General features: G+C 71.0%; 15 protein-coding genes and 2 tRNA genes. 12 read left to right on the plus strand and 5 right to left on the minus strand.

The genetic code is table 11. The features are described 5' to 3' along the window. The first annotated feature begins 73 nt into the window (after positions 1 to 73). Entirely contained in the window at positions 74 to 3,247 is a 3,174-nt protein-coding gene (locus tag ACFVTR_RS16035) for a PD-(D/E)XK nuclease family protein (RefSeq protein ID WP_387038895.1), read from the plus strand. Continuing rightward, positions 3,244 to 6,600 (plus strand): UvrD-helicase domain-containing protein, encoded by a 3,357-nt coding sequence (locus tag ACFVTR_RS16040; RefSeq protein ID WP_387038897.1) that lies wholly within the window; start codon positions 3,244 to 3,246, stop codon positions 6,598 to 6,600. The genes ACFVTR_RS16035 and ACFVTR_RS16040 overlap by 4 nt, the downstream gene beginning before the upstream one ends. Here ACFVTR_RS16040 and ACFVTR_RS16045 read toward each other — a convergent pair. After that, entirely contained in the window at positions 6,513 to 7,775 is a 1,263-nt protein-coding gene (locus ACFVTR_RS16045) for a phosphotransferase (RefSeq protein WP_387038899.1), read from the minus strand. The genes ACFVTR_RS16040 and ACFVTR_RS16045 overlap by 88 nt on opposite strands. 87 nt (positions 7,776 to 7,862) lie before the next feature. On the opposite strand from ACFVTR_RS16045, the gene nudC reads away from it, so the two are divergent. Together nudC and ACFVTR_RS16055 are read left to right on the plus strand one after the other, a co-directional pair. Then, a complete protein-coding gene (gene nudC, locus ACFVTR_RS16050) occupies positions 7,863 to 8,822 on the plus strand; it encodes an NAD(+) diphosphatase (protein ID WP_387038901.1) in 960 nt (319 codons plus the stop codon). Then, complete coding sequence (locus ACFVTR_RS16055; RefSeq protein ID WP_387038902.1) at positions 8,807 to 10,603, plus strand: ATP-dependent helicase; 1,797 nt, start codon at positions 8,807 to 8,809, stop codon at positions 10,601 to 10,603. The genes nudC and ACFVTR_RS16055 overlap by 16 nt, the downstream gene beginning before the upstream one ends. 921 nt (positions 10,604 to 11,524) lie before the next feature. On the opposite strand, the gene ACFVTR_RS16060 is transcribed toward ACFVTR_RS16055, so the two are convergent. Then, positions 11,525 to 12,901 (minus strand): zinc-dependent metalloprotease, encoded by a 1,377-nt coding sequence (locus ACFVTR_RS16060; protein WP_387038904.1) that lies wholly within the window; start codon positions 12,899 to 12,901, stop codon positions 11,525 to 11,527. A 191-nt stretch (positions 12,902 to 13,092) separates the two neighbouring features. On the opposite strand from ACFVTR_RS16060, the gene ACFVTR_RS16065 reads away from it, so the two are divergent. Genes ACFVTR_RS16065 through ACFVTR_RS16075 form a run of 3 tightly spaced genes read left to right on the plus strand, consistent with a single transcriptional unit; the run spans position 13,093 to position 18,067 of the window. Beyond that, a complete protein-coding gene (locus ACFVTR_RS16065) occupies positions 13,093 to 14,205 on the plus strand; it encodes a PDZ domain-containing protein (protein WP_387038906.1) in 1,113 nt (370 codons plus the stop codon). Between the two features lie 59 nt (positions 14,206 to 14,264). Then, the gene (locus ACFVTR_RS16070) at positions 14,265 to 17,210 is read left to right on the plus strand and encodes a UPF0182 family protein (protein WP_387038909.1); all 2,946 of its coding nucleotides are present in this window, start codon (positions 14,265 to 14,267) and stop codon (positions 17,208 to 17,210) included. After that, entirely contained in the window at positions 17,207 to 18,067 is an 861-nt protein-coding gene (locus tag ACFVTR_RS16075; protein ID WP_387038912.1) for a class I SAM-dependent methyltransferase, read from the plus strand. Before ACFVTR_RS16070 ends, ACFVTR_RS16075 begins: the two co-directional genes overlap by 4 nt. Before the next feature lie 85 nt (positions 18,068 to 18,152). Here the strand turns inward: ACFVTR_RS16075 and ACFVTR_RS16080 are convergent, their stop codons facing one another. After that, entirely contained in the window at positions 18,153 to 19,505 is a 1,353-nt protein-coding gene (locus tag ACFVTR_RS16080) for a glycoside hydrolase family 18 protein (protein WP_387038914.1), read from the minus strand. A 282-nt stretch (positions 19,506 to 19,787) separates the two neighbouring features. Here ACFVTR_RS16080 and ACFVTR_RS16085 point away from each other — a divergent pair. Together ACFVTR_RS16085 and ACFVTR_RS16090 are read left to right on the plus strand one after the other, a co-directional pair. Continuing rightward, a tRNA-Met gene (locus ACFVTR_RS16085) sits at positions 19,788 to 19,861 on the plus strand. 176 nt (positions 19,862 to 20,037) lie between these two features. Then, positions 20,038 to 20,111 (plus strand) — tRNA-Met (locus tag ACFVTR_RS16090). A 123-nt stretch (positions 20,112 to 20,234) separates the two neighbouring features. Here the strand turns inward: ACFVTR_RS16090 and ACFVTR_RS16095 are convergent. Both ACFVTR_RS16095 and ACFVTR_RS16100 read right to left on the minus strand, forming a co-directional pair. Next, complete coding sequence (locus ACFVTR_RS16095; protein ID WP_387038915.1) at positions 20,235 to 20,621, minus strand: hypothetical protein; 387 nt, start codon at positions 20,619 to 20,621, stop codon at positions 20,235 to 20,237. Between the two features lie 397 nt (positions 20,622 to 21,018). Beyond that, the gene (locus ACFVTR_RS16100; protein ID WP_387038917.1) at positions 21,019 to 21,330 is read right to left on the minus strand and encodes a hypothetical protein; all 312 of its coding nucleotides are present in this window, start codon (positions 21,328 to 21,330) and stop codon (positions 21,019 to 21,021) included. 931 nt (positions 21,331 to 22,261) lie between these two features. On the opposite strand from ACFVTR_RS16100, the gene ACFVTR_RS16105 reads away from it, so the two are divergent. From ACFVTR_RS16105 to ACFVTR_RS16115, 3 genes are read left to right on the plus strand one after another with little or no spacing between them, the layout of a single operon-like run. Continuing rightward, complete coding sequence (locus tag ACFVTR_RS16105; RefSeq protein WP_387039160.1) at positions 22,262 to 23,371, plus strand: glycosyltransferase; 1,110 nt, start codon at positions 22,262 to 22,264, stop codon at positions 23,369 to 23,371. After that, complete coding sequence (locus ACFVTR_RS16110) at positions 23,368 to 25,188, plus strand: right-handed parallel beta-helix repeat-containing protein (protein WP_387038918.1); 1,821 nt, start codon at positions 23,368 to 23,370, stop codon at positions 25,186 to 25,188. Before ACFVTR_RS16105 ends, ACFVTR_RS16110 begins: the two co-directional genes overlap by 4 nt. Next, positions 25,185 to 26,282: a nitrous oxide reductase family maturation protein NosD gene (locus ACFVTR_RS16115; protein ID WP_387038919.1), complete on the plus strand. Its 1,098-nt coding sequence runs from the start codon at positions 25,185 to 25,187 to the stop codon at positions 26,280 to 26,282. Before ACFVTR_RS16110 ends, ACFVTR_RS16115 begins: the two co-directional genes overlap by 4 nt. Positions 26,283 to 26,319 lie beyond the last annotated feature (37 nt).

A 26,319-nucleotide genomic window follows, 5' to 3' on the forward strand; every position in this document is an offset into this window, starting at 1 on the left:
CTCAAACCCTACACATCGTGCCGTGCCGAGCCGTTCGCGTTCACTGTCGGCGGAACGGGTTAACGTTGCCGACATGCAGGGCACCCGAACCGTTCCAGACCTCGTCCGCAACCTCTCGGGTGGCGGTCACGCGGCGGTGTTCGGCGCTCCCGGCAGCGGCAAGACGAGCCTCGCGATCGAGCTCGTCGCCGACCGCATCGAACGCCTCGGCCACTCGAGCGACGAGGTGCTCGTCGTCTCGGCGACGCGCACCGCGGCGACCGCGCTCCGCGACGCGCTCGCCGTGCGGCTCGCCCTCACGACGCGCGGCCCGCTCGCCCGCACCGCCAACTCGATCGCCTTCCAGCTCGTGCGCGCGTACACGGGCACCTCGGTGACCCTGCTCACCGGGGCCGAGCATGACCACATCGTCGGCGAGCTCCTCGACGGCGGCATCCGCGACGGGTTCGGCCCCGAGTGGCCCGACCCGCTGACGCCCGAGGTGCGCGTGCTCCGCGGGTTCCGCACCGAGCTGCGCGACCTGCTCATGCGCGCCGTCGAGCACGGCGTCGACGCCGAGGCGCTCGCCCGGCTCGGCGAGCGCTGCGAGCGCCCCGAGTGGGTCGCGGCCGCCGACTTCCTCGCCGAGTACGACGAGGTGAAGGCCCAGCTGCGACCGAACCAGTTCGACTCAGCCGAACTCGCGGCGTTCGCGGCGGCCGTCGTGCGCCGGAGCCCCGACGACGCCGACGCCGCGGCCGCCCTCGGCCTGCTCGCACGCCTGCGGCTCATCGTCGTCGACGACGCGCAGGAGGCGACCGAGGCGACCGCGGCGCTCCTCGGGGCGTTCGCCGCGCGCGGCGTCCAGGTGATCGCGATCGGCGACCCCGACGTCGCGAGCAACGGCTTCCGCGGCGGACGCCCCGAACTGCTCGGCGCGCTCTCGAACGTGCTCGACGGCGCCCCGGTCGAGCGTCACGTGCTGCCCGTCGTGCACCGAGGCACGGCCGAGCTCCGCGCGGTCGTGCAGTCCGCGACGGCGCACATCGGTGCGGCGCTCGGCGGTGCGCATCGCGTCGCCACGGTCGCCGGGGCATCGGCGGCCGAGCGCGGGCAGGATGCCGCGGCCGAGGCCTCGGCGCTTTCCGGGCAGCCAGACTCGGCCCCCGGCGCGCGACCGCCGCTCGCCGCCGTCGTCGGCGTCGAGGCAGCTTCGCACGCGGCCGAGTGCCGTGCGGTCGCCGCCGTCCTCCGCGAACGCCACCTGCTCGACGGGGTGCCCTGGTCCGAGATGGCCGTCGTCCTGCGCTCCGGCGGCGACGTGCCCGCCTTCGAGCGCGGGCTCGCGCTCGCCGAGGTGCCGACCGCGGGCAGCGCCGCCCGCACCGCCCTGCGCGACGCCCCGGCCGCGGCGGCGCTGCTCACGGCCGCCTCGCTCGTGCTCGAGCGCGAACCGCTCACCGCCGAACTCGCGGTCTCGCTGCTCACCGGGCCGATCGGGCGGCTCGACGGGGTCGGCCTCCGACGGCTGCGGCTCGCCCTCCGCCACGAGGAGCTCGCGAACGGCGGCGACCGCACGGGCGACGAACTGCTCGTCGAGGCGCTCGGCGCCCCCGGCGGGTTCGAGTCGATCGACGCCGCGCCGGCCCGGCGTGCCGCACGCCTCGCGAAGCTGGTCGCCTCGGCCCGCGCCGAGGCCGTGCGCGGACGCACCGTCGAAGAACTGCTCTGGGCGCTGTGGGAGGGCAGCGGGCTCGCCGCCGAGTGGGGTGCGCAGGCGGCCGGCACGGGCGTGCTCGCCGATGAGGCGAATCGCTCGCTCGACGCCGCCGTGGCGCTCTTCGCCGCCGCGCAGCGCTTCGTCGAACGCGAGCCCGATGCGCCCGCCGTGCGCTTCGTCGACGAGGTGTTCGCGAGCGAGCTCCCCGAAGACTCGCTCGCGCCGCAGCGCAGCGCCGAGACGGTGCTCGTGACGACTCCGCCGGCGCTCATCGGGCGCTCGTTCGCGGTCGTCGTCGTGGCGGGCCTGCAAGACGGGGTGTGGCCGAACCTCCGACCCCGCGGCACCCTGCTGCACGCCGGACTCCTCGCGCGCACCGCCGCGGCCGTGCGGGCGGGGGCGCCGCTGCCGACGGTCGAGTCGGTGCCCGAGGCGCGCGTCGCCGTGCGCAGCGACGAACTGCGCCTGTTCGCGCTCGCGGCTTCGCGCGCCGAACGCCAGCTCGTGCTCAGCTGCACCGCGAACGACGACGAACAGCCCTCGATGCTGATGGGCTACGCGCCCGACCGACTGCGGGCGCCGCGCGGTCGACCGCTGCACCTGCGAGGTCTCGTGGGAGCGCTCCGCCGCGAGACGATCGGCTCGCCCGCGGGCGAGGCACCGGCCGCGCTCGCGCTGCTCGCCGAAGCCGGCGTGCCCGGCGCGCATCCCGACGACTGGTACGGGCTCGCGGCGCCCTCGACGATCGCGCCCCTCGTCGACCTCGTCGGCGAGCCCGACGCGGTCGTCGCCGTCTCGCCGTCGCAGATCGATCGCGTGGAGGAGTCGCCGCTCGGCTGGTTCATCGACCACGTGGCGTCGCCGCCGTCGGGCATCGCCGCGTCGATCGGCACGATCGTGCACGCCGTCGTCGAGGAGGCCGGCGCGCGCGACGACGGCGACACGAGCATCGAGACGCTGTGGGCCGGAGTCGAAGAGCGCCTGCGCGAGGTCCGATTCGAGGCCGGGTGGGTCGCCGAGCGCGAGCGACGCGGCGCGCGACGCATGGCCGAGGGCGCGGCCGGCTACCTCGCGGGCTTCGCCGACGACGGCAAGGTGCTGCTCGAGGCCGAGGGGCGCTTCACCCTCGAGCTCGGCCGGGTGCGCATCACGGGCACGATCGACCGGGTCGAGGCGTCAGCCGACGGCACGACGGTGATCGTCGACCTGAAGACCGGGCGCACCCCGCCGACGGCGGCCCAGACCGCCGCGCACCCGCAGCTCGCCGCCTACCAGCTGGCGGCGCGGGCCGGTGCGGTGCCGAACCGGGGCACGCTCGGCGGAGCGAAGCTCGTCTACCTCGCGAAGCCCGCCTCGGGCAACGCGTACACCGAACGGGCGCAGCAGCCGTTCGACGACGAGGCCGAGGCGCTCTTCCGCGAGCGACTCGAGGCGGTCGCGCAGACGATGGCCGGCGCCGCGTTCGACGGACCTGCCGAGCTCGGCTTCGGGTCGCGCTTCGGCGCCTGGCAGTATCGGGTCCACCTCGTGCCGGCGGTGTCGGCATGAGCGGCGCCGTGCTGAGCGCGCTCGAGATCGCCACCCGGCTCGGCCTGCACGCGCCGACGCCCGAGCAGCGCGCCGTCATCGAGGCCGACCCGCGCGGCCAGAGCATCGTCGTGGCCGGCGCCGGGAGCGGCAAGACCGAGACGATGGCGAACCGCGTGGTCTGGCTGCTCGCGAACGGGCACGTCGAGGTGCCCGAGGTGCTCGGGCTCACCTTCACCCGCAAGGCCGCAGGCGAACTGGCCGAGCGCGTCCGCGAGCGGGTCGCTCAGCTCGTCGACGAGGGCATCGCCGCCGTCGAGCTCGACCCGATCGAGTCGGCCGCGGTCGGCACCTACAACGCCTTCGCGAGCTCGATCTACCGCGAGCACGCGATGCTCATCGGGCGCGAGCCCGACGCCTCGGTGCTCGGGGAGGCCGCCGCCTGGCAGCTCGCGCGTTCGGTCGTCGCGGCCTCGGCCGACCCCCGGCTGGTCGAGCTCGACGCCTCGCTCGAGAAGGTCACCGGCGCCGTGCTCGGCCTCAGCCGGGCGCTCGCCGAGAACGTGGCGGAGAGCCGTGACGTGCGCGTCATGGTGCGCGACTTCCTGCAGATGGAGGGGCTCCCGATCGAGGCGCCGCGCAAGCGCACCGACTTCGCCTCCTTCGTCGATGCGCTCGGCGTGGTCGGCGCGTTGCCGCCCCTCCTCGAGCTCGCCGACGCGTACGCGACGATCAAGCAGCAGCGCGGCTTCGTCGAGTTCTCCGACCAGGTCTCGCTCGCGCTCGCGATCTGCGAGCGGCACCCCGAGGTCGTCGCCGCGCACCGCGAGCGCTACCGCACGGTCCTCCTCGACGAGTACCAGGACACGAGCGTCGTGCAGACGCGCCTGCTGTCGGTGCTGTTCGGCGGCCACGCGGTGATGGCAGTCGGCGACCCCGACCAGTCGATCTACGGCTGGCGCGGGGCGAGCGCCGCGAACCTCGCGCGCTTCGGGCGCGACTTCGCCACGGGCGGCGAAGCGGCGGTGTACGACCTGTCGACGAGCTGGCGCAACCCGCGCATCGTGCTCGACGCCGCGAACGCGCTCATCGCGCCGCTCGACGCCGGCATCCCGAAGGCGCCGCTCAGTGCGTCGCCGTTCGCCGGGCCGGGCCGCCTCGACGTGAGCTGGAGCGAGACCATCGACGACGAGGCGGCGAGGGTCGCCGAATGGTTCGCCCGGCGACTCGGCCGCGGCGGCGAGGGGGCGAGCGGGGCGCTGCTCTGCCGCACCTTCGCCAACGTCGACGTCTTCACCGAGGCGCTGCGCGCAAGGGGAGTGCCGGTGCACGTGCTCGGCATGGCGGGGCTGCTCGACCAGCCGGTCATCGCCGACCTCGTCTGCGTCCTCCGCGTGGTGCACGACCCCTCGGCGGGGTCGGAGCTCGTGCGGGTGCTCGGCGGCGCGCGCTGGCGCATCGGCCCGGCCGATCTCGACGCCCTGCGCTCGCTCGCGAAGTGGCTCGCCGACCGCGACCTCGCGAGCCGGCGCCTGGCCGACGAGGTGCGGCGGGGCCTGCGCACCTCGATCGCGGTCGACGAGTCGCCGTCGATCGTCGACGCCCTCGACTTCCTCCTCACCGCCCCCGACGAGCACTCCGCGCTCCGCGGCTTCAGTGAGACGGGGCTCGCGCGCATGCGCCGCGCGGGCGCCCAGTTGCAGGCGCTCCGGCGGCGAGCCGGCCTCGGGCTCATCGACTTCGTGAGCCTCGTGCAGCAGGAGCTGCTGCTCGACCTCGAGGTCGCGGCGAACGCCGCACAACCGCTCGGCGCGCCGAGCCTCGAGGCGTTCGACGAACTGCTCGTCGGATTCGTCGAGATGAGCGAGCAGCCGACGCTCGGGGCGTTCCTCACCTGGCTCACCGAGGCCGAGCAGCGCGACCGGCTCTCGCCCCGTCAGGACGAACCCGAACCGGGCGCGGTGCAGGTGCTGTCGATCCACGGCTCGAAGGGGCTCGAGTGGGACGTCGTGGCGATTCCGCGCATGGTCGACGCGGAGGTGCCGTCGAAGCCACGCTCGACGAAAGGGTGGCTCTCGTTCGGCGAGCTGCCCAACGAGTTCAAGGGCGACGCCGACGAGCTCCCCGAACTGCAGTGGCGGGGCGTGCAGAGCCAGGCCGAGTTCGATGCTGCGGTCTCGGCTTTCGCCGACGAGAACCGCGAGCGCCACGCTGAGGAGGAGCGCCGGCTCGCCTACGTGGCGTTGACGAGGGCGCGCACCGAGCTCCTGCTCAGCGGCTCGTGGTGGTCGACCCAGAAGGCGCCGCGGCAGCCGAGCCCGTTCCTCCGCGAGCTCGTGCAGGCGGGCGTCGTGTCGATCGACGTCCTGCCGGGTGCGCCCGAGCACGACGAGAACCCGCGCACCGGCACCGCCGAACGCGTCAGCTGGCCGCTCGATCCGCTCGGTCACCGGCGCGCAGCGGTGGAGGCCGCGGCCGACGCCGTGCGCGCCGCCGCACTGCGGCCGAGCGGCGCGGGCATCGGTCCGCGCCTGTCCGACGAGCTCCGACTGCTGCTCGAGGAGCGCCGCCGCCGTCACGAGCCGGCCGAGGCGCCCGAGATCCCGGTGCGCGTGCCCGCGTCGCGGTTCAAGGACTACGTCGACGATCCGCTCGCGGTCGCCGCGGCGCTCCGGCGCCCGATGCCCCAGCGTCCGTTCCGGGCGACGCGCATCGGCACGCTCTTCCACGAGTGGGTCGAGCAGCGTTCGCTCGACCCGGCCGACGCCTTCGACGGACTCGACGGACTCGCCCCGATCGGCGCCGCCGACGGCCTCGACGGGATCGATGGACTCGACGGAATCCACGACCTCGACGGACAGCTCGATGCCGACGGGTTCGACTCCGACGACGCGGTCGCCGTCGACCCGGCGAACGGCGACGTCGCACCCGAACGCCTGCGCGCGCTGCAGGCGACCTTCGCCGCCTCGGAGTGGGGCGACCGCCGGCCCGCCGCCGTCGAACTCGAGCTCCACCTGCCGATCGGCGGCAACGTGTTCGTCTGCAAGCTCGACGCCGTCTACGACATCGCCCCCGAGTCGGAGCTCGGCGCCCGAGGCATCCGGGTGCAGGTCGTCGACTGGAAGACGGGCAAGGCGCCGCGCGACGCGCGCGACCTCGAGCTCAAGCAGACCCAGCTCGCCCTCTACCGACTCGCGTACGCGAGCTGGGCCGGTGTCGACCCGGCCGTCGTCGACGCCGTCTTCTACTTCGTCGAGGACGATCGGGTGATCAGGCCCGACCGGATCTACGACGAGGCGGAGTTGCGTCGGGCCTGGTCGTCGGTGACGTCGCCCGAGCGCACGCCGGTCGAGCCGTCGTCGCCGCGGAGGTGATCGCCGGGCGCCCTGCCCGAGTCGTCGTCGGGTGCGGCGTCGCCCCAGTCGCTGAGGTCGAGCGGGATGGGCGCCGTGGCATCCATCGGGGGCGCGTCGTTCAAACGGGCCTCGTGCCGATCGAGCTCCGAGAAGTCGTAGCTGTCGGTGAGCATGACGCCGCCGCGCTCGGCGGGAAGCCGGTCGAGCGGGGTCTCGTCGAGCAGCCGCTCGACCTCGCCGACGGCGAGGATCGGCCCCGTCTCGGGCGACAGCGACTCGCTCGAATGATCGTGCACGCTCTCGACGAGCCCGTCGAGGAGGCCGACGGCGTCCTCGACGATGGCGTCGTCGCGCTCGTCGATGCCGTGCAGCAGCCACCGCGCGAGTTCGAGCTCGCCGTAGAGCAGGGCGCGCTGCGGAAGGTGTGCGTCGGCGCCGCCCTCGCGCGCGGCGATGTACGCGCCGAGCGCGCGCTCGGCCGCGGCGCCGCGGGAGGTCAGCAGCCAATGCAGGTCGCGAGCGGGGTCGCCCTCGGCGAGGCCCGACCAGCCGAGCACCCCGGTCACGGTCTCGCCGTCGTTCAGGATCGAGTCGGCCGTGAGGGTGCCGTGCACGACGGTCGGGCGGAAGCGCCAGAGCGTGTCGTCGTCGGTGGCCTCCTCCCAGCGCCGCAGGAGCGCGGCGGGCAGGCGACCGGTGTCGGCGGCCCGGCCGATGAGGGTGACGACCGATTCGCGGGTCTCCGTGGCATCCTGCCGGGCGAGGCCGGCGTCGCCGACGAACCCGGCGGGCAGCGAGTGGATCGCGGCGATCGCGAGCCCGACCGATTCGGCGAGCCGCTCGTGCGCGGTCAGCTCGTCGGCGGTCGAGACGACCCCGGGGATGAACTCGGTGACCACCGCGCGCGTGCCGTCGATGGGCGCCTGGCCGATGAACGACGGCACGGCGAAGTCGAGGCGGCTGCGAATGCCCGGCGTCAGGGCGCGCAGCGCCACGAGGTCGGCCGACTGCTCGGATTCGGCGGCCTGCGATCGCGGGACCCTGATGATGAGGTGGCGATCGTCGGTGGTGCGGAACTCGACGGCGTCGAAGGCCCCGTGGCTGCGCCGCGTGTGCGCCCGGGCGGCGCTGACCTCGAGTCCGGGCACCGCCGCCGTGGCCAACGCGGCTAGAGTGAGAGGGGGTCTGGCCATGGCATTCAGCTTAAGCAGGCATCTCCCGGCGACGGGCGACCGCCACACCTTCCCGCCGACTCCGCATCCATCAGCGAGAGGGGCGCAGTGAACGACGAGGGCCCGACTCCACCGTTCGCGCGGGCCGTGATCGATCGCGACGCCGAGCGGCGCGCCGATCCGGTGATCTTCGACGCGTTCGACGCCGACCCGGCATCGCGGGTGCTGCTCGTGCACGGCGACCGCGCGCTCATGGCCGAGCAGGTCGACGGCTCGGCACCGGCCCTCGGGCTCCGCCACCCGGCCGACGCGCCCGCGGGGATGCTGCGCGCCTACCTCGGGCGCGGTGACGACCCTGCCTTCACCTACGAACTGCGCGTGGTCGACGACGAGACCGCCGCGGCCGTCGAGCCCGAGGCGGCGCGGTGGGTCGGACTCCGCGCCGCGGCGACCCGGCTCGACGAGCTCCACACCGGGCTCTTCGTCGAGGCGCTCGCACTCGCGAACTGGCACGCCGCCCACGGCTTCTGCCCACGGTGCGGCGCGACGACGACGCCCGTGCAGGCCGGGTGGGCCCGGCGCTGCGATCAGGATGCCGCGATGCTGTTCCCGCGCACCGACCCGGCCGTGATCGTGGTCGTCACCGACGACGACGACCGGCTGCTGCTCGGATCGAACGCCCTGTGGGAGCAGCGGCGCTTCTCGCTGCTCGCGGGGTTCGTCGAACCGGGCGAGTCCCTCGAGGACGCGGTCGTGCGCGAGATTCACGAGGAGGCGGGACTCGCCGTCGACCGGGTCGAGTACCGGGGATCGCAGCCGTGGCCGTTCCCGGCGAGCCTCATGCTCGGATTCCATGCGCGGCTCGCACCCGGGGTCGACCCCGCGACCGCGAGGCCCGACGGCGAGGAGATCCTCGAACTGCGCTGGTTCAGCCGCGAGGAGCTGGCCGAGTCGTGGGGCGGCGTGACGCTGCCGGGCGAGACCTCGATCGCCCGCTGGCTCATCGAAGGCTGGTACGGGGGGCCCGTCGTGGCGCCCGATCGCTCGCCCGCATGGTCGGGCTCGTGACGGGCGCCGAGACGAGCGCGCAGGTCGCCGCCGACCCCGGCGTCACGACGGGCGACCCGCTCCTCGACGGGCTCGACGCCGAGCAGCGCGTCGTCGCCGAGGCGCTGCACGGGCCGGTCTGCGTGCTCGCGGGTGCGGGCACCGGAAAGACCCGCGCGATCACGCACCGCATCGCGTACGGCGTGGCCTCGGGCGCGTACGACCCGGCACGCGTGATGGCGCTCACGTTCACCTCGCGCGCCGCCGCGGAGCTCCGCGCGCGGCTCGGCGCGCTCGGGGCGGGGGCCGTTCGGGCCCGCACGTTCCACGCGGCGGCGCTCGCGCAGCTCAACCACTTCTGGCCGATCGTCGTCGGCGGTCCGGCGCCGCGTGTGCTCGACTACAAGGGCCGGCTGCTCGGTCAGGCCGCCGAGCGGGTGAAGCTCAAGGTCGACGTGGCGACGCTGCGCGACGTCGCGGCCGAGATCGAGTGGCGCAAGGTGAGCGTCAAGGGGCCCGAGTCGTACGCGGCGCGGCTCGCGATGCGCGGTGCGCCCGGGCGGCTCACGGCGGAGCAGTTCCTCGAGCTCGTCGAGTCGTACGAGCATGTGAAGGACGAGCGGCGCATGCTCGACTTCGAGGACGTGCTCCTCGCCACCGCGGGCATGATCGAGTCCGAGCCATCCGTCGCGATGCAGGTGCGCGAGAGCTACCGCCACTTCATCGTCGACGAGTACCAGGATGTCTCGCCTGCGCAGCAGCAGCTGCTCGAACTCTGGCTCGGCGACCGCAGCGAGCTCTGCGTCGTCGGCGACGCGAGCCAGACCATCTACTCCTTCGCCGGGGCGAACTCGAGCTACCTGCTCGGATTCGAGCGGCGCTACGCCGAGGCGACGGTCGTGCGACTCGAACGCAACTACCGTTCGACGGGGCAGATCGTCGACACCGCGAACCGGCTCATGCGCGGCCGCGAGGGCGCGCTGCGCCTCGTCTCGGCGATGCCCGGCGACCGGGCGCCCGAGCCGGCGCTCACGGAGTACGCCTCCGACCTCGCCGAGGCCCGGGGCGTGGCGACCCGCATCCGGGATCGCATCGACGCGGGCGTCGCGCCCGAGGACATCGCGGTGCTGATGCGCGTGAACTCGCAGTCGGCGATCCTCGAGCGTGCGCTCGACGAGGTGGGCGTGGGTTCGCGGGTGCGCGGCGCCGCCCGCTTCTTCGACCAGCCCGAGGTGCGCGAGGCGGTGCACGCCCTGCGGGCCGCGGCGCTCACGATCTCCGGCGAGCCGCTGTTCAAGTCGGTGAGCGACGTACTGCGCTCGCTCGGCTGGAGCGTGCAGGCGCCCGAGGGGCCGGGGGCGGTGCGCAACCGCTGGGAGTCGCTCAACGCGATCGCGCGCCTCGTCGACGACGCTCCCGAGGGCACGAGCTTCCGGCAGTTCGCCGACGATCTGCGGGCGCGAGCCGAGGCGCAGCACGAGCCCGCGCTCGCGGTGGTGACGCTCGCGACCCTGCACTCGGCGAAGGGCCTCGAGTGGGACGAGGTCTTCCTCGTCGGCCTCACCGAGGGCATGCTGCCGATCAGCTACGCGAAGGGCTTCGACGCCATCGACGAGGAGCGCCGCCTGCTGTACGTCGGACTCACGCGGGCACGGCATCGCCTCGAGCTGAGCTGGTCGCGCCTGGGCGACGGGCAGCGCGGAGAGCGGGAGCCGTCGCGCTTCCTCCAGGAGCTCGACAACCGCACTCGGGGTGCGGCCGGTGGCTCGCCGTCTGCGAGCCGCCAGCGGTCGCGAGGCTGAGGCTCCGCCCCGCGAGGGGCGTCTCGCCGAAGCGCAGCCGGTCGTCGACAGCGGCGGCCGCGGCCGTCGCGGCATCGACGAGGGCGCGGATGCCGCGTGCCGCGGGCGGTGCCTGGCGCCCGGCGAGCTGCGCGGCGATGACGGGCCACGCCGGGTCCCGGTCGCGGCGGGCCAGTTCGAGGCAGCGGAGGCACGGGCCGAGACCGGGTTCGACGAGCGGGCCGATGCGCCAGCCCGACTCGTCGTCGACGACCGCGAGGTGCGGCACGTCGGCGCGCAGCCAGGGCAGGTGACGGGCCGGAGGGATCACCCAGTGCGCCGCGATCACGACGAGGCCGGGGGCGGGCGTCGCGCCCGTCTCGACCGCGTCGACGGCGACGACCCGGTGCCCGAGCTCGACGAGGCGCCGTTCGAGGAGGGCGCCGAACGTCCCGTCGGTGTCGAGCAGCACCGGGGGCCGGTCGTCGAGAGCCGCCCCCGCCTCGGCGTCGGTCTCGGGCTCGAGCACCGGGCCGAGCTTCGCGAGCAGTCGTTCGATCTCGGCGGGCGTGCCGCCCAATCCGCGGCCGATCGTGCGGAGGGTCCCGAGACTCGCGCCGTGCCGCAGCGCGGTGAGGAGCCCGGTCTCGAGCGGACCGGGGTCGCGGATGACGACGCGCGGCACCTCGCCGCCGAGCTGCAACTCGCTGGGCGAACGCCAGACGAGGGGGAGTGCCGGATCGATGCGCGGTGACATGCCGTGAGCATCGCGCACTGCGGCGCCCGGCGTCGGAATCCCTCCACAGGGTCCCGACCCGTCGCGCCTGTGGGCGCCACTTCGGTGCCGTCCGCACCAGAAGTACCGGCGCAGACCGTGGCGAAATGGCGCGCCACCGGATGTCGGCGCGCCGACGGGCCAGCGCGCAGCGCGCCGCGCGGGCGTCAGCTCGTCGGGGTCTCGCCGTCCTCGCCGGGGCCCGCCGGCGTCTCGCCGCGCAGCAGCTGCTCGAGCGCCTGGTCGAACTCGTCGTCGGCCTCGGTCTCGGCCGTGTCGGTGCCGGTCAGGCGGGCGATGAGTGCGCTCGGGTCGTCGAGGTCGGCCGAGGTCGGCAGCAGGTCGGGGTGCGCCCAGAGCGCGTCGCGCGCCTCGACGCCGACGGCCTCGGTCACTGCGCTCCACATCGCCGCCGCCTCGCGGAGACGGCGCGGGCGGAGCTCGAGTCCGACGAGCGTGGCGAACGCCGACTCGGCCGGTCCGCCGGAGGCGCGACGGCGTCGGATCGACTCGGCGATCGCATCGGTGCGCGGCAGCCGGCCCGTGGCATCCGCCGTGACCTGGTCGACCCAGCCCTCGACGAGCGCGAGCATCGTCTCGAGCCGGCCGAGCGCCGCCTGCTGGGCCTCGCTCTTCGGCCGGATCAGCGTGCCGCCGACGACCGCCTGGCGGAGCTCGTCGGTGTTCGACGGGTCGAATCCCTCGGCGAGCTCTTCGAGGCGCTCGGTGTCGATGTCGATGCCGCGCGCGAACGCGGTGATCGCGGTGATGAGGTGGAGTCGCAGCCACCGCGCGTGGCGGAAGAGGCGGGCGTGGGCGAGCTCGCGCACGGCGAGGTAGAGCTCGACCTGGTCGGCCGGGATGTCGAGGCCCTCGCCGAACACCGCGGCGTTCTGCGGGAGGATCGCCGCGCGCGAGTCGTCGAGGAGGGGGATGCCGATGTCGCCGCCCGAGACGACCTCGGTCGAGAGCTGGCCGACGACCTGCCCGAGCTGCATCGCGAAGAGCGCGCCGCCGATGCCGCGGAGCATCTTGCTCGCGTTCTCGATCATGCCGCGCATCTCTTCGGGAGCCTGCTCGAGCATCACGCGGGTGAGCGCGTCGGAGATCGAGAGGGCGACGGGCTCGGCGAGCTGGGTCCAGATGGGCATGGTCGCCGCGACCCACGCGCGCCGGGTGATCACCTCGGGCGTCTGCGGCGGGGCGGAGAAATCGACGGCCTCGTCGAGCCAGAGCGACGCGACCTGGAAGGCCTGGTCGAACCGGGCCCGGTCGGCGTCGGAGATCTGCGTCTGGCCGGTCGCCGCGCGCTCCTCGCCCTGGCGGGTCGCGACGCTCCAGTCGATGCCGTCGCCGCTGCGGTTCATCGCCTGCTGCAACTGGCCGAACAGCGCGGCGACGCTCGCCGGGTCGTTCGGCAGGCCCGCGGCGCCCGCGAGGCTCGACGGGTCGATGCCACCGGCACCCGACAGCAGTTCGCGCAGCATGTCGCGGAACTCGTCCTCGGGGTTCCGGTCGCCGGGTTCGCCCTGTTGATCGGCCACGTGCGCCACCTCCAGCTCTCGTCTCTTCAACCGTAACGCGGGCATCCGGCGTCGCGTCTGGGAAATGGCCTAGGCTTGCAATCCGGGTGTCCGCCCTTCGCGAACAGCGCCGGCTCGGCCCGCCCCACCACCCCGGCCCGTCGCCGCGTACGACCGGCCCCTCGTCGCGAACGCCGCGAAAGGACTGCCCGATGGCCCTCTTCACCGATGACTCGCCGGCGCCCGCCGATCGGGGTCGGCGCTCGCGGCGCGAGCGCATCGGATGGACCGCCGTCATCGTCGCCACGGTCATCGCGATCGTGTTCGGCCTGCTGCCTTCGCCGTACGTGATCGAGCAGCCGGGCCCCGTCTACGACACCCTCGGCGTCGCCGAGAACGCCGACGGCGACGAGGTGCCGCTGATCGAGATCCCCGACGAGACGACGTACCCGACCGAGGGCGAGCTCAACCTGCTCACGGTCTCGGTCGTCGGGCGGCCCGGCAACACGCCGAACTGGCTCGAGGTGCTCTGGGCGTGGGGCGACCCCACCCGCACCGTCATGCCGATGGAGGCCGTCTTCCCGCCCGGCGTCAGCAACGAGGACCGCGACGCGCAGAACGAGGCGGCGATGGTCGACTCGCAGCAGGACGCGATCGCCGCGGCCCTCGTCGAGCTCGGCTACGAGTTCCCGCGCGAGGTGACGATCGTGGGCCTGCTCGAGGGCTCGCCCGCCGACGGCGTGCTCGAGGAGGGCGACGTCGTCGTCTCGCTCGACGGCACGCCGGTGAACTCGATCGGCGAGCTGCAGGCGGCGGTCCGCGAGCACGGCACGGATGCCCCGGCGTCGATCGAGATCGAACGCGACGGCGTGCGCGAGACCGTCGAGGTCACGCCGGTCGACCGCGACGGCACGGCCGTGCTCGGCGTCGGCGTGCGCATGCACTACGAGTTCCCGATCGACGTCGAACTGCAGCTCGACAACGTCGGCGGCCCGAGCGCCGGCATGATGTTCGCGCTCGGCATCGTCGACGAGCTCACCCCCGGCGCGATGACCGGCGGTGAGATCGTCGCGGGCACCGGCACGATCGACTCGGCGGGCGCCGTGGGGGCGATCGGCGGCATCCGCCAGAAGCTCTGGGGCGCCGACGGCGCCGACGCCGACTGGTTCCTCGCGCCCGAGTCGAACTGCGACGAGGTCGTCGGCAACGTGCCCGACGGCATGACCGTGTTCGCCGTGTCGACGCTCGACCAGGCGCGCACGATCGTCGAGGACCTCGGCGACGGCGAGCTGACGGGGACCTACCCGTCGTGCGACGCCTCCTGACCAGCAGATTCCAAGCATCGCGACTCTAGGATGGAGTCTCGATCCCATCCCGACCGAACATGAGGCCGAGAGTGTCAGCACAGCCGCAAGAACCGAGGGTCCCGCGTCGTCGTGCCCCGATCGCGATCACGATCGGGGTGGTGGCCGTCCTCGTCATCGCGTTCTTCGTGTTCGCGGGCCTCTACACCGACGTGCTCTGGTTCCAGCAACTCGGATTCCTCTCGGTGCTGACCACCGAGTGGATCGCGCGGGTCTCGCTGTTCCTCATCGGGTTCTTCGCGATGGCGCTGCCGATCTGGGGTTCGATCCAGATCGCCTACCGCACGCGCCCGGTCTACGCGAAGCTCAACTCCCAGCTCGACCGCTACCAGGAGGTGTTCGAGCCCCTCCGCCGGCTCGCGATGTACGGCATCCCCGTGGTGCTCGGCGTCTTCGCCGGCGTCTCGGCGTCGAGCCGCTGGGAGGTCACGCTCGCGTGGCTGAACCGCACCCCGTTCGGCCAGACCGACCCGCAGTTCGGCTTCGACGTCGGCTTCTTCGTGTTCGAGCTGCCCTTCTACCGCAGCATCGTCGGCTTCGCCTCGGCGGTCGTGCTGCTCTCGGTCCTCCTCGTCGTCGCGACGAACTACCTGTACGGCGCGATCCGCGTGAGCGGCCGCGAGGTCGTCATCTCGAAGTCGGCGCGCATCCAGATCGCCGTGACCGCGGGCCTCTACCTGCTGCTGCAGGGCATCAGCATCTGGCTCGACCAGTACGCGACGGTCACCGAGAACAGCTCGCTCATCACCGGTGCCGCCTACACCGACGTGTACGCCACGATCCCAGGCCGCGGCATCCTCGCCGGCATCGCCGTCGTCGTCGCGATCCTCTTCTTCGTGACCGCCGTGATGGGCCGCTGGCGGCTGCCGCTCGTCGGCACGGCGCTCCTCATCGTGACGAGCCTGCTCATCGGCACGCTCTACCCGTGGGTGGTGCAGCGCTTCCAGGTCGACCCGAACGCGAAGTCGCTCGAGGCGCCCTTCATCCAGCGCAACATCGACCTCACGCGCGACGCGTACGGCGTCGCCGACGTCGAGGAGATCCCCTTCGAGGCGACGACCGACGCCGAACCCGGCGCGCTCCGCTCCGACGCCGAGACGACCGCGAACATCCGCCTGATGGACCCGCTCGTGATCTCGCCCGCGTTCTCGCAGCTCGAGCAGTTCCGGCAGTACTACCAGTTCCCGAAGCAGCTCGACGTCGACCGCTACGAGGTCGACGGCACCACGCAGGACACGGTGGTCGCGGTGCGCGACGTCAAGCTCTCGGGCCTCGGCGACGCCGAGACCTGGTTCAACTCGCACCTCGTCTACACCCACGGCTACGGCCTCGTCGCCGCGGCGGGCAACCAGCGCTCGGTCGACGGGCAGCCCGTCTTCCTCGAGTCGGGCATCCCGCAGGCGGGCTCGCTCGGCGAGTTCGAGCCGCGCGTGTACTTCGGCGAGAGCTCGCCGCAGTACTCGATCGTCGGCGCCCCGAAGGACAGCGAGCCCATCGAGCTCGACTACCCGGCCGGCAGCGACAACGAGGAGCAGACGCAGACCACCTTCTCGGGCGACGGCGGGCCGAAGCTCGACAACATCTTCACGAAGCTCGTCTACGCGCTGAAATTCCAGTCCGAGCAGATCTTCCTCTCCGACCAGGTGACCGACGACTCGCAGATCCTCTACGACCGCGACCCGGTCCAGCGCGTGCAGAAGGTCGCCCCGTACCTGACGCTCGACTCCGAGACCTACCCGTCGATCGTCGGCGACCGTCTCGTCTGGATCGTCGACGGCTACACGCTCTCCGACCAGTACCCGTACTCGAACAAGGTCAGCATGAGCGAGGCGATCGCCGACAGCGAGGGGCTCGCGCCCGCGCTCGCGTTCGACGAGATCAACTACATCCGCAACTCGGTGAAGGCCACGGTCGACGCCTACGACGGCACGGTGACGCTCTACGCGTGGGACGACGAGGACCCGATCCTCCAGACCTGGCAGAAGATCTTCCCGTCGACGATCGAGCCGATGAGCAAGATGTCGGGCGAGCTCATGAGCCACGTGCGCTACCCCTCCGACCTGTTCAAGGTGCAGCGCGCCGTGCTCGGCCGCTACCACGTGACCGAGGCGAGCCCGTTCTACTCGCGCGAAGACGCGTGGACGACCCCGAAGGACCCGACGGCGGGCGCGAACACGACGCTCCTCCAGCCGCCGTACTACCTGACGATGCAGATGCCCGGGCAGGACGCGCCCGCGTACTCGCTGTACTCGACGTTCATCCCCGAGGCGCGAGGCGACCAGAGCCGCAACGTCCTGCGCGGCTACCTCGCCGTCGACTCCGACGCCGGGGCCACCGACGGCGAACGGTCCGACGGGTACGGCAAGCTCAGGCTGCTCACCCTTCCCGAGGACGACAACGTGCCCGGTCCCGGCCAGGTGCAGGCGAAGTTCAACTCCGATCCGAGCGTCTCGCAGTCGCTCAACCTGCTGAAGCAGGGCCAGTCCGACGTCATCAACGGCAACCTGCTCACCGTCCCGGTCGGCGGCGGCCTCCTCTATGTGCAACCGGTCTACGTGAAGTCGACGGGTGACACGAGCTACCCGCTGCTGCAGAAGGTGCTCGTCGCCTTCGGCGACCAGATCGCCTTCCAGGACACGCTCGACCAGGCGCTCGACGTGCTCTTCGGCGGCGACTCGGGTGCGTCGGCGGGCGACAACGAGGTGGAGCCGGGCACGACCCCGACGCCCGAGGAGGGCGACGGCGGTTCGCCGACCTCGCCCGAGACGCCGAGCGACGAGATGCAGGCCCTGCTCAACCAGGCCGCCCAGGCCCTGAAGGACAAGCAGGCCGCACTCGCCGAGGGCGACTGGGTGGCCTACGGCGCCGCCGATGCGAAGCTCGCCGACACGATCTCGAAGATGATCGCGCTCACCAACGACACCGAGGGCGGTACGGGCGGCACCGACGAGTCCGGCGGCGAATGAGCGTCGACCTGCGTGACGGCGACTGGCTCGACGACAACCGCGCCGGTTGGGACGAGCGCGTCGGCGTGCACCTCGCGAGCACGTTCTACGACCAGGCGCCGCTGCGTGCGGGCGGGGGAGTGCTCGACCCGATCTCGCGCGCCGGCGTCGAACGCCTCTACCCCGACGGGCTCGAGGGCGTGCGCGTGCTGCACCTGCAGTGCCATTTCGGCTCCGACTCGCTCTCGCTCGTGAACCGCGGGGCGAGCGTGATCGGCATCGACTTCTCGCCCGCGGCCGTGGCCGAGGCGCGGCGCATGGCCGCAGAGATCGGGGTCGCCGATCGCGCCCGCTTCATCGAGGCGAACGTGTACGACGCCCGGCACATGCTGCCCGAGCCCGAGTCGTTCGACCTCGTGTTCGTGACGTGGGGCACCATCAACTGGCTGCCCGACATCGCCGAGTGGGCGCGGATCGTCGCCTGGTACCTGAAGCCCGGCGGTCGCCTCTACTTCGCGGAGGGGCATCCGACCGCGATGGTCTTCGACGGCGACGACGGACCCGACGGCCTGCCGTCGATCCGCTACGCGTACCAGAGCGAGAAGCCCGAGGTCCTCGACGATCCCGGCGACTACGCCGACCCCGAGGCGCGCCTCGAGAACGCCCGCACCTGGGAGTGGGCGCACCCGATCGACGAGGTGCTCGGCGCGCTCCGCGACGCGGGGCTCGAGCTCGAGACGTTCACCGAGCACTACTCGGTGCCGTGGAAGGTGTTCCCCGCCACGGTCGAGCTCGGCGAGGGCATGTACGGCTGGCCGGCCGAGCGCTGGCTGCCGCTGTCGTACGAGCTCGTCGCGCGCACCCCGTCGGCCGGGTAGCGGCGCGTTCGAGACCACGAACCCGAAACGGCACGGATGCCTCGGAGCGAGTCCGCTCCGAGGCATCCGTCGTTCTCGCGGCAGGTCAGCCGAGCGGGCCCTCGTCGGCGGCGCGCAGCGTGTCGCCGAGGGTCGAGCCGAGCTCGTTGCGGTAGTCGCCCGAGAGGTCCCACCACATCGCGCCGCCGAAGCCCTGCGAGGCGAGCCACTCGGCCTTCTGCTTCACCGACTTCGGGTCGTCGAGGCTCCACCACTGACCGGTCACGGCGTCGTAGCGCCACGATGCGCCGATCGCGGGGTCGTAGTAGCCCGTGCCGATCGAGCGGATCTCGTAGTAGGGCTTCGTGCCGATCGACGTCACGGCGGGGTCGGGCGTCCAGCCGGCGCGGTCGCCGACGGTGACGTTCGTCCAGCCCTGGCCGTAGGCGGGGATGCCGATGTTCAGCTGGTCGGGCCGGGCTCCGGCGGCGGTGTAGAGGCCGACGGCGTTGTCGAGCGCGAGGCCCCAGTTGTTGGTGCCGTCGGGGTGGAGGTTGCCCTGGTGGCCGGTGTTGCCGGTCCATCCGCCGGCGTAGTCGTAGCCCTGGATGTTCAGGAAGTCGACGACCTCGAACAGGCGCGGGTCGGTCCATCCGCCGGCGTTCGTGTTCCACCCGCCGGCGGGCGCGAATGCCGTGAGCAGGTAGTCCTCACCGGTCTCGGCGCCGTACTCGTCGAGCTGGCGGCGGAACTCCTCCATCAGCGCGAGGAAGTTCTCGCGGTCGGCGGGGGAGGCGTTGGCGGTCTCCCCGCCGTTGACCGGCCACTCCCAGTCGACGTCGATGCCGTCGAAGATGCCGGCGGCGACCCCCTCGCCGCCGAGTCCGCCGACCTTCGGCAGGTTGCCCTTGAGGTAGATGTCGAGGCACGAGGTGACGAGCTTCTCGCGGCTCTCGGCGGTCGCCGCGGCGGCCGAGAAGTGGTCGGACCAGGTCCAGCCGCCGAGCGAGACGAGCACCTTGGTGTCGGGGCTCACCTGCTTGAGCTTCTTCAGCTGGTTGAAGTTGCCGGCGAGGCGCTGGTGCTTGTTCTTCTGGTCGCGCTTGCCGTCGACCGAGTCCTGCGGTGAGACGAGGCGGAGGTAGTCGTTGTACGCGTCGCCCTCACCCGGCACGTCGGTGATCTCGCAGACGAGGTTCTCGGTGACGTTGCCGAAGGCGTAGTTGATGTGCGTGACGTCTTCGATGGCACCGTTCTTCAGCAGGTCGGCGATCTGGAAGTCGCGCGTGATCGGGGTGTCGGCCATCAGGTAGCCGACGCTGCGGTAGCCGTTGATCTCGCTCGGCCCCTCGGGCTGATGGTGCGGATGGGCGGCGGCGGGCGCGGTCGCGGCGGTGGCGATGAGCGCGGTGGCGGCGACGGCGACGGCCGCCCCGCGGAGCAGGGGGAGTGGTGACATGGAATCCTCATCGATCGTGGTCCCGGTCGCCGCGGTCACGGCGGTTGCGTGACGGTACCAAGCCCGGCGATTGAAAAGAAAGAGTCTTAACAAAGGTTCGCGGATGCCACGAGCGAAGCCCGTTGCTGGCTGTGGAGATCTCCAACGGAATCGCGGGAGTGTGCACATGGTGCACGTTCGGCGGGTCGATCGTCGGGCGAGGTTCGGTGCGACCATCGGCAGGTCTGGAGAGTGGCTCGATTGGACCGAGGCGGCATCCCGTGCTAATGTTTTCTCTTGTGCCGCGGGGTGGAGCAGCTCGGTAGCTCGCTGGGCTCATAACCCAGAGGTCGTAGGTTCAAATCCTGCCCCCGCAACAAAGAAAGGCTCCTGATCAGGTGTTTCACCCGATCAGGAGCCTTTTGTCTTTCCCGGAGACGGCTCCGCCACGTGACGCGTACGCGCGCGGATCCCGCCGTGACCCTCGCCCCGATGCCCACGAGCGTCGTCTGGTTCGGGCGGCCCCCGACGCCGTGTAGACTCTTCCTTGTGACGCGGGGTGGAGCAGCTCGGTAGCTCGCTGGGCTCATAACCCAGAGGTCGTAGGTTCAAATCCTGCCCCCGCAACAGATGAAGGCCCGGAATCGTTCAGATTCCGGGCCTTCGGCATTTCCGGAAGCTTCGACGATCGGCGCTCAACCTGGTCTTCCGGCATGAACACGAAATGCCACCACCCAGACCGAGACCGCTCTACTCCTTGCGCTTGGATCCGGCGACTTCCTGCACATCGGCACCGACGCTGACCGGCTGCTCGGGCAGGGTCGCGATTGGTGACGTATCGAGTTGCTCGGGAATGAGCTGGACTCCGCCGGTCGAATTGGCGGATCGCATCAGTTCGTTGATCCACTTCGCGTTCAACTCCGGCCGTTCGGGTTCGTCGAACACGAATCTCAGCGGGATCGTGGGATGCAGCCAGATCGTCGACCGTCCCCGTGCTTCGTCGTCGCTGTGTCGCCAGGAGAGTGTGAAGCTCTCACCACGGCGAAGCTTCGTCACGAGCACTATCTTGAGGTGCGCGAGGGTCCGATCCTCGATCCCGATGGGCGTCTGGGAATCGCCGTAGTAGAGAGTCCCCATGCACCGACGATACGCCCGGAATGGATTCGGTAGGGCGAAAGCGGGCTGAATCGGCGGTGTCGCCGATGCCGTGTTGTCAAGGGGCGCGGAAGGAGCGGCACTCCACGTTCAATAGTGCTGTCGGGCGGCGAGGGGAGTCCCGACGGCAGGCTGGCCGAAGACTCGGGCCGCAGTCGACCCGACTGCGGGGAACCTCCCCCAGGAAGAGAGTCGACGGCCAGCCTGCTCAGGGGGCTGGGCCCGGGTTTCCGTGGATCGACCGATGCCCGGGCCCGCTCGTTCTCAGAGCGGAAATCCACCATGATCATCTTGCAGCGCCGGCACCTGTACTCGCCCTCGGGGAGGTGCGAACGCATCCCGGAGCAACTCGACACTGCCCCATCGAGATGAGGAGCGGTCAGTCGAGTCCCTTGATGATGGAGAAGCCGGGCAGGCCGTCATTGGGATTCCGGCCGGCGAGGCGAACGAGCGGGGCCGTTTGCGGTTCGGTGCGTTCGTTGTCGGAGCTCTCGGCGAAGAGCTCGTACGGTCGGGCGTGCGCGTTCGCCTCTGCCCAGTCGATCGCCTCGTGCACGGAAGGGCAGTCGGTCAGGTACCAGGCCTCGAGGTTCCATCCGAGGCCCGCCGGCTGAACCCAGAAGTTCACCCGGTACACGGGCTGGGTGACTTCTCGGGAGTTCTCGCTGTGGTTGGTTGGGTGGGCTTGCATGCTCCCAATGATCCTCGCGCGCCCTCGCGGTGGCGAGGGGGTTGCGAACGACGGAGAGGTGCTGGGCGTCCCAGTCATCTCGGCGTGGCGTGACCTCGTGCGGTGGGAGGACTCAGCCGGGATCCTCGGGGCCGAATTCGTGTGCCCGAGCTACCGCGGGCAACTGACCGCCGAGAAGGCCGAGGGTTGTCCCCGTTTCCCAGCAAGTCCCAGTTCGCTGCCAGTCGCCTTCCAGCCGTTTCAGGTCTGGATTCGAAGCGCGACGGTGGCGATTCCAGATCGTCCACGCAGTGCCGGCCGTCCCCGAAGGCCGCACCCATGGGCACCAGCGCGTTCAGCTCGGGCGGCTCGAAACTCCTCCGAATGGGCAGACCAGCACGGGATTCTCGATCAGTTGAGGACAGTGGGTAGCCCGGCGTGTGCGTGCAGAATCCGCGGGGATCGGTCCGGGGCAGTCGGTGAGGTCGAGCCGATGAGTGTCCTGAGGGTACGTCGCCGCCCCCACCGCCTCAACCCCCCTGCAGCGGCGACCAGCGCGGCCTAGCGTTGATGACTTATTCGGCACCGCACTGAACCCGAAAACCACAATGCGGCGTCGAGGACCCGTTTCACGCTCAACCGTGATCGGATCGACGATCCGATCGCTTACCGGGAGGCGAGAAACCCCGTGACGAACATTGACGAAGTACCGGTCACAGCGTTCGATCGAGCGAGTGGCGCATCTGCGATCGACGACCTCATCGACTGGTTCGAGCAGTTCGTCTCGACGATCGACTGGGGCGCCATCCACGACTTCTTCGACTCGCTCTCGCCCTACTTCCCGGTCGCGATCGCGGGAACCATCGTGTGGGCGCTCTGGCTCTACCGGTTCGTGCTCTCGCACAGGGCCGGCCCGATTCTGAGTGATCACCGTGCGAGCACCTCCGTCGTCGTGCCCTCCTTCCATGAAGACCCCGACATCATGATGGAGTGCCTCCAGTCGTGGCGATCGCAACAGCCCGACGAGATCATCATCGTGCTCGATGTCGACGACCTCGAGGCATACGACCGCATCGTCGCGCTGGGCGATCCGCGGGTCAGGCCGGTCCTCTTCCACCACGTGGGCAAGCGCTCGGCGCTGGGCGCAGGAATCCGCCTGGCGCGACACGAACTGCTCGTCCTCACCGACTCCGACACCCGATGGACGGCGGGCCTGCTCCGAAACGTGCAGATGCCGTTCGTCGATCCTGAGGTCGGCGGCGTCGGAACCCATCAGAACGTCTACCAACGCGGTACCAGCGTCTGGCGCCGGATCGCGGATTGGCTCGTCGATCTGCGGTACTACGACTACGTCCCGGCGATGGGACGAGCGGGCGCGGTTCCCTGCCTGTCCGGCCGTACCGCGGTCTACCGGCGTTCGGCGGTGATGCCGGTGCTGGAGGCACTCGAGAACGAGTTCTTCCTCGGCCGCCGCTGCGTCGCCGGTGACGACGGCCGCCTCACCTGGCTCATCATCGCCTCGGGCTGGAAGACGGTGCACCAGTCGAGCGCCCGCGCGTTGTCGATGTTCCCTGACACGATGCGTGCCTTCGTCCGCCAGCGTGTCCGGTGGAGCCGGAACTCCTACCGCTGCTACCTGACCGCGGCCGCTACGGGGTGGCTGTGGCGAGTGCCATTCGTGACGCAGGTGACCGTGCTGCAGATCATCCTGACGCCCGTGACCATGGGTATGACGCTGTTCTACCTCCTGTTCGCCAGGCTCGAGCCGACGCCGTTGGGCATCGCGGCGGCGGCGTCCTGGCTGTTGCTCGGACGAGGCATCCGCGGCTTCTCCCACCTGAAGCGAAATCCAAAGGATCTCGTGCTCCTTCCGCTCGTGGCGCTCACGGTGATCTTCATCGCACTGCCGATCAAGATGCTGGCGTTCATCACGATGAACAAGCAGGGCTGGCTCACTCGACGCGCCGGCCAGGTCGGTGGCGAGGGGCAGGCGGCAGACTCCATCGAGCGCCGAGCTTCCGCGCCCGTCGAAGCGAGACAGCGTGAGGGGGCCGTCCGATGAGCGCGCTCCGCACTTTCACCGCGACCGTCGCCCTCGGCGTGCTGATCGTCGCTGTGGCGATCGCCGCAGGCATTGCCTTCAACGACCAACCCGGCGGGCGAGAGACGACCGCGGGTTACGGCGTCGCATCCGACGACCCAGCCCAGGGCCGGGCATATCCCGGCGATCCCGAGCGCGAGCCAACGATCGTGGCAGCCGAGCGCGGCCGACTCGACCTGGTCCGACGGGCCGCGGCCACGGCGCCGTCGAGGATGACCTGGCTCGACGGGCCCTACCGGGTGCCCACGACACCGGCGCCGACGCTCGTGCTGCCGCCGCGAGACGCCCCGTACACGTTGCCGGAGCTCGCGACCATCTCACCGGCGAGTGTCACCGTCGCCGATGACGGATCCGCCCGCGTCGATGAGAACATCGTGGCGCTCGCCGGCGCCGGCCTCGATCTGAGCACGCCTGGCGGGGTGGTCTCGCTCGTCAGCGCGCCCGATCGATTCATCTCGATCATCACCCTCGGCGGCGCATTCATCGCCGTGGGGTCGGCCGACGCACCAGTCACAATCACGAGCTTCGATCCGGCGAATGGAGCGCCTGACACGGTCACCTCCGACGGGCGCGCCTACATCCGCGTCGTTGGCGGGACAGTCGATCTGAACGGCGCGTCATTCCAGAATCTCGGGTTCTGGAGCGGCGAGACTGGCGGGCTCGCCCTCACCGGAACGGAGGCACTCTCACCCGGGGAGCCGGCAGGCTCGGAGGATGAAGCTTCGGGAACGCCGCTGCTCTCCGCTGAGGACCTCGCGGCGCTGACTGTGGGGGCGACACCGCCCGGCGCCGTCAGCGGTACCGTCGCCGACGTCGGCCTCACCGGAAACGCGTTCGGGCTCTTCGTCTCGAGGGCGACCAAGCTCGCGATGACCGGACTTCGCGTGCAGGACAGTCTGGTCGACGGCATCGTCCTGAACCGCTCCGTCACCGAAACGACGATCGAGTCCTCGGCATCGACTGGCAATGCGGTCGACGGACTGGTCATCGAGCGTTCCTGTTCGGGGATCGCGCTGAAGAACGTGACGGCGTCGACGAACGGCCGAAACGGAGTGTCCATCGACGCACGGGCGCTGGCACTGGGCCCGAGCGCCTCCGGTTCGCCCGCTGTCGAGTCCGGCGAGATTCGCGTACAGGACGGCACCGTCGGGAACAATGCCGGATACGGCATCAGGATCGACGGGGGTGACGACATCGCGCTCGTTGACTCGAAGTTCAGCGGGAACGTCGTGGGCATTGCCCTCGCCCATGGTTCCTCTCGCGTGAACATCGCTGCAAATCGGTTCGACGGTCAGTCCAGGCAGGCGATCGCGGTCCGTGGAGGAGTGGAGAGCACCATTCACGACAACCGAATCGAATCGGTGGACACCGGCATTCGGGTGGAGAACGCGACCGCGGTGATCGAGAACAACGAGTTCACCGGGATCACGAATCATGCCGTCACCCTGGCCGGGACGGCGACCGGCGTACGAGTGACCGGCAATACGGTCGCCGGAGACGGCAGCGCGCCGTTCCTCGATGCGGCAGCCGGCGGATACTTCGCCCGCAACGATGCCGACCAGTGGGAGCAACGAGTCACGCCGACCTCCGTCGTCCGTGCGATCGCGCAGCCGCTGACGATCGTCTGGACTGCGCTGGGCGCGCTGCTCCTGTTGACGATCGTCGCCGGATTCCGCCAGTACCGCGGGCGCGCGAACCGCGAGGCCGAACGCCGCCCGCTCACCGAGCTCACAGCCGGGATCGTCTCGGTCGACGAACTGCGGGGGAGTACCCGATGAAGTGCACGCGAACGGCGGCCCATGCCCCGGCGCGGAAAGCGTCGCGGTTCGGCCGGCCCGCGCTCTTCGCGATGGCAGCCGCCGGAGTCGCGGTGATCATCGCTGCTGCTGTCTCGATCGGATGGGCGACCGCCGACCGTGGTGGAGCGGGAGGAGCCGGGGGCGGCGCGGTGGATGGATCCGCGACGCAGGCGCGCAGCGGCGCTGCGTGTGCCGACGCGAACATCAGCGTGAGCGACGAAGACGAGCTTCGAACCGCGCTCGAGAACGCCCGACCCGGCGATGTCATCGAATTGGCGCCGGGCCGGTACGAAGGCCACTTCCGGATGACCGCCGACGGAGAGTCTGAGGCCCCGATCACCCTGTGCGGCACTTCCGACAGCATCCTCGACGGAGCGTCGACCGACGACGGCTACGTCGTCCACCTCGACGGTGCCGCCCACTGGGTGCTCGACGGCTTCAGCGTGCAGAACGGACAGAAGGGCGTGATGGTGGATGCCACCACGGACTCGGTGATCCGCGGCCTCGACGTCTCCGACATCGGCGACGAGGGGATCCACCTGCGCGCCGGAAGCAGCGACAACCAACTGCTGGACAACACGATCAGCGACACCGGCCTGCGGAAGCCGAAGTTCGGTGAGGGCATCTACATCGGCACCGCCGAATCGAACTGGTGCGACATCAGCAAATGTGAGCCCGACCCCAGCGACCGGAATCTGATCGAGGGCAACGATATCTCGAATACCACCTCGGAAAGCGTCGACATCAAGGAGGGAACCTCCGACGGCATCCTTCGCGACAACAACCTCGACGGCGCGGCGATCCACAAAGCCGATTCCTTGGTCGACGTGAAGGGCAACGGCTGGCTCATCGAGGGCAACACCGCCGAGCAGTCGCCTGGCGACGGGTTCCAGACGCACGAGATCGTGGACGGCTGGGGAACCAACAACATCTTTCGCGGCAACGCCGCAAGTCTCTCGGACGCCGGACTGGGGTTCTCGCTCCAGCCCGAGCGCGCCAACGTCTTGACCTGTGACAACACGGTGTCAGGGCCGGGCGCCGAACTCAGCAACGTCGAATGCCAGGAGGAATGACCTGCGCGCATCACGACGAACCTGAACCGGCGCACCA

The sequence above is a fragment of the Agromyces sp. NPDC058126 genome, assembly GCF_042884595.1.
Lineage (GTDB): Bacteria > Actinomycetota > Actinomycetes > Actinomycetales > Microbacteriaceae > Agromyces.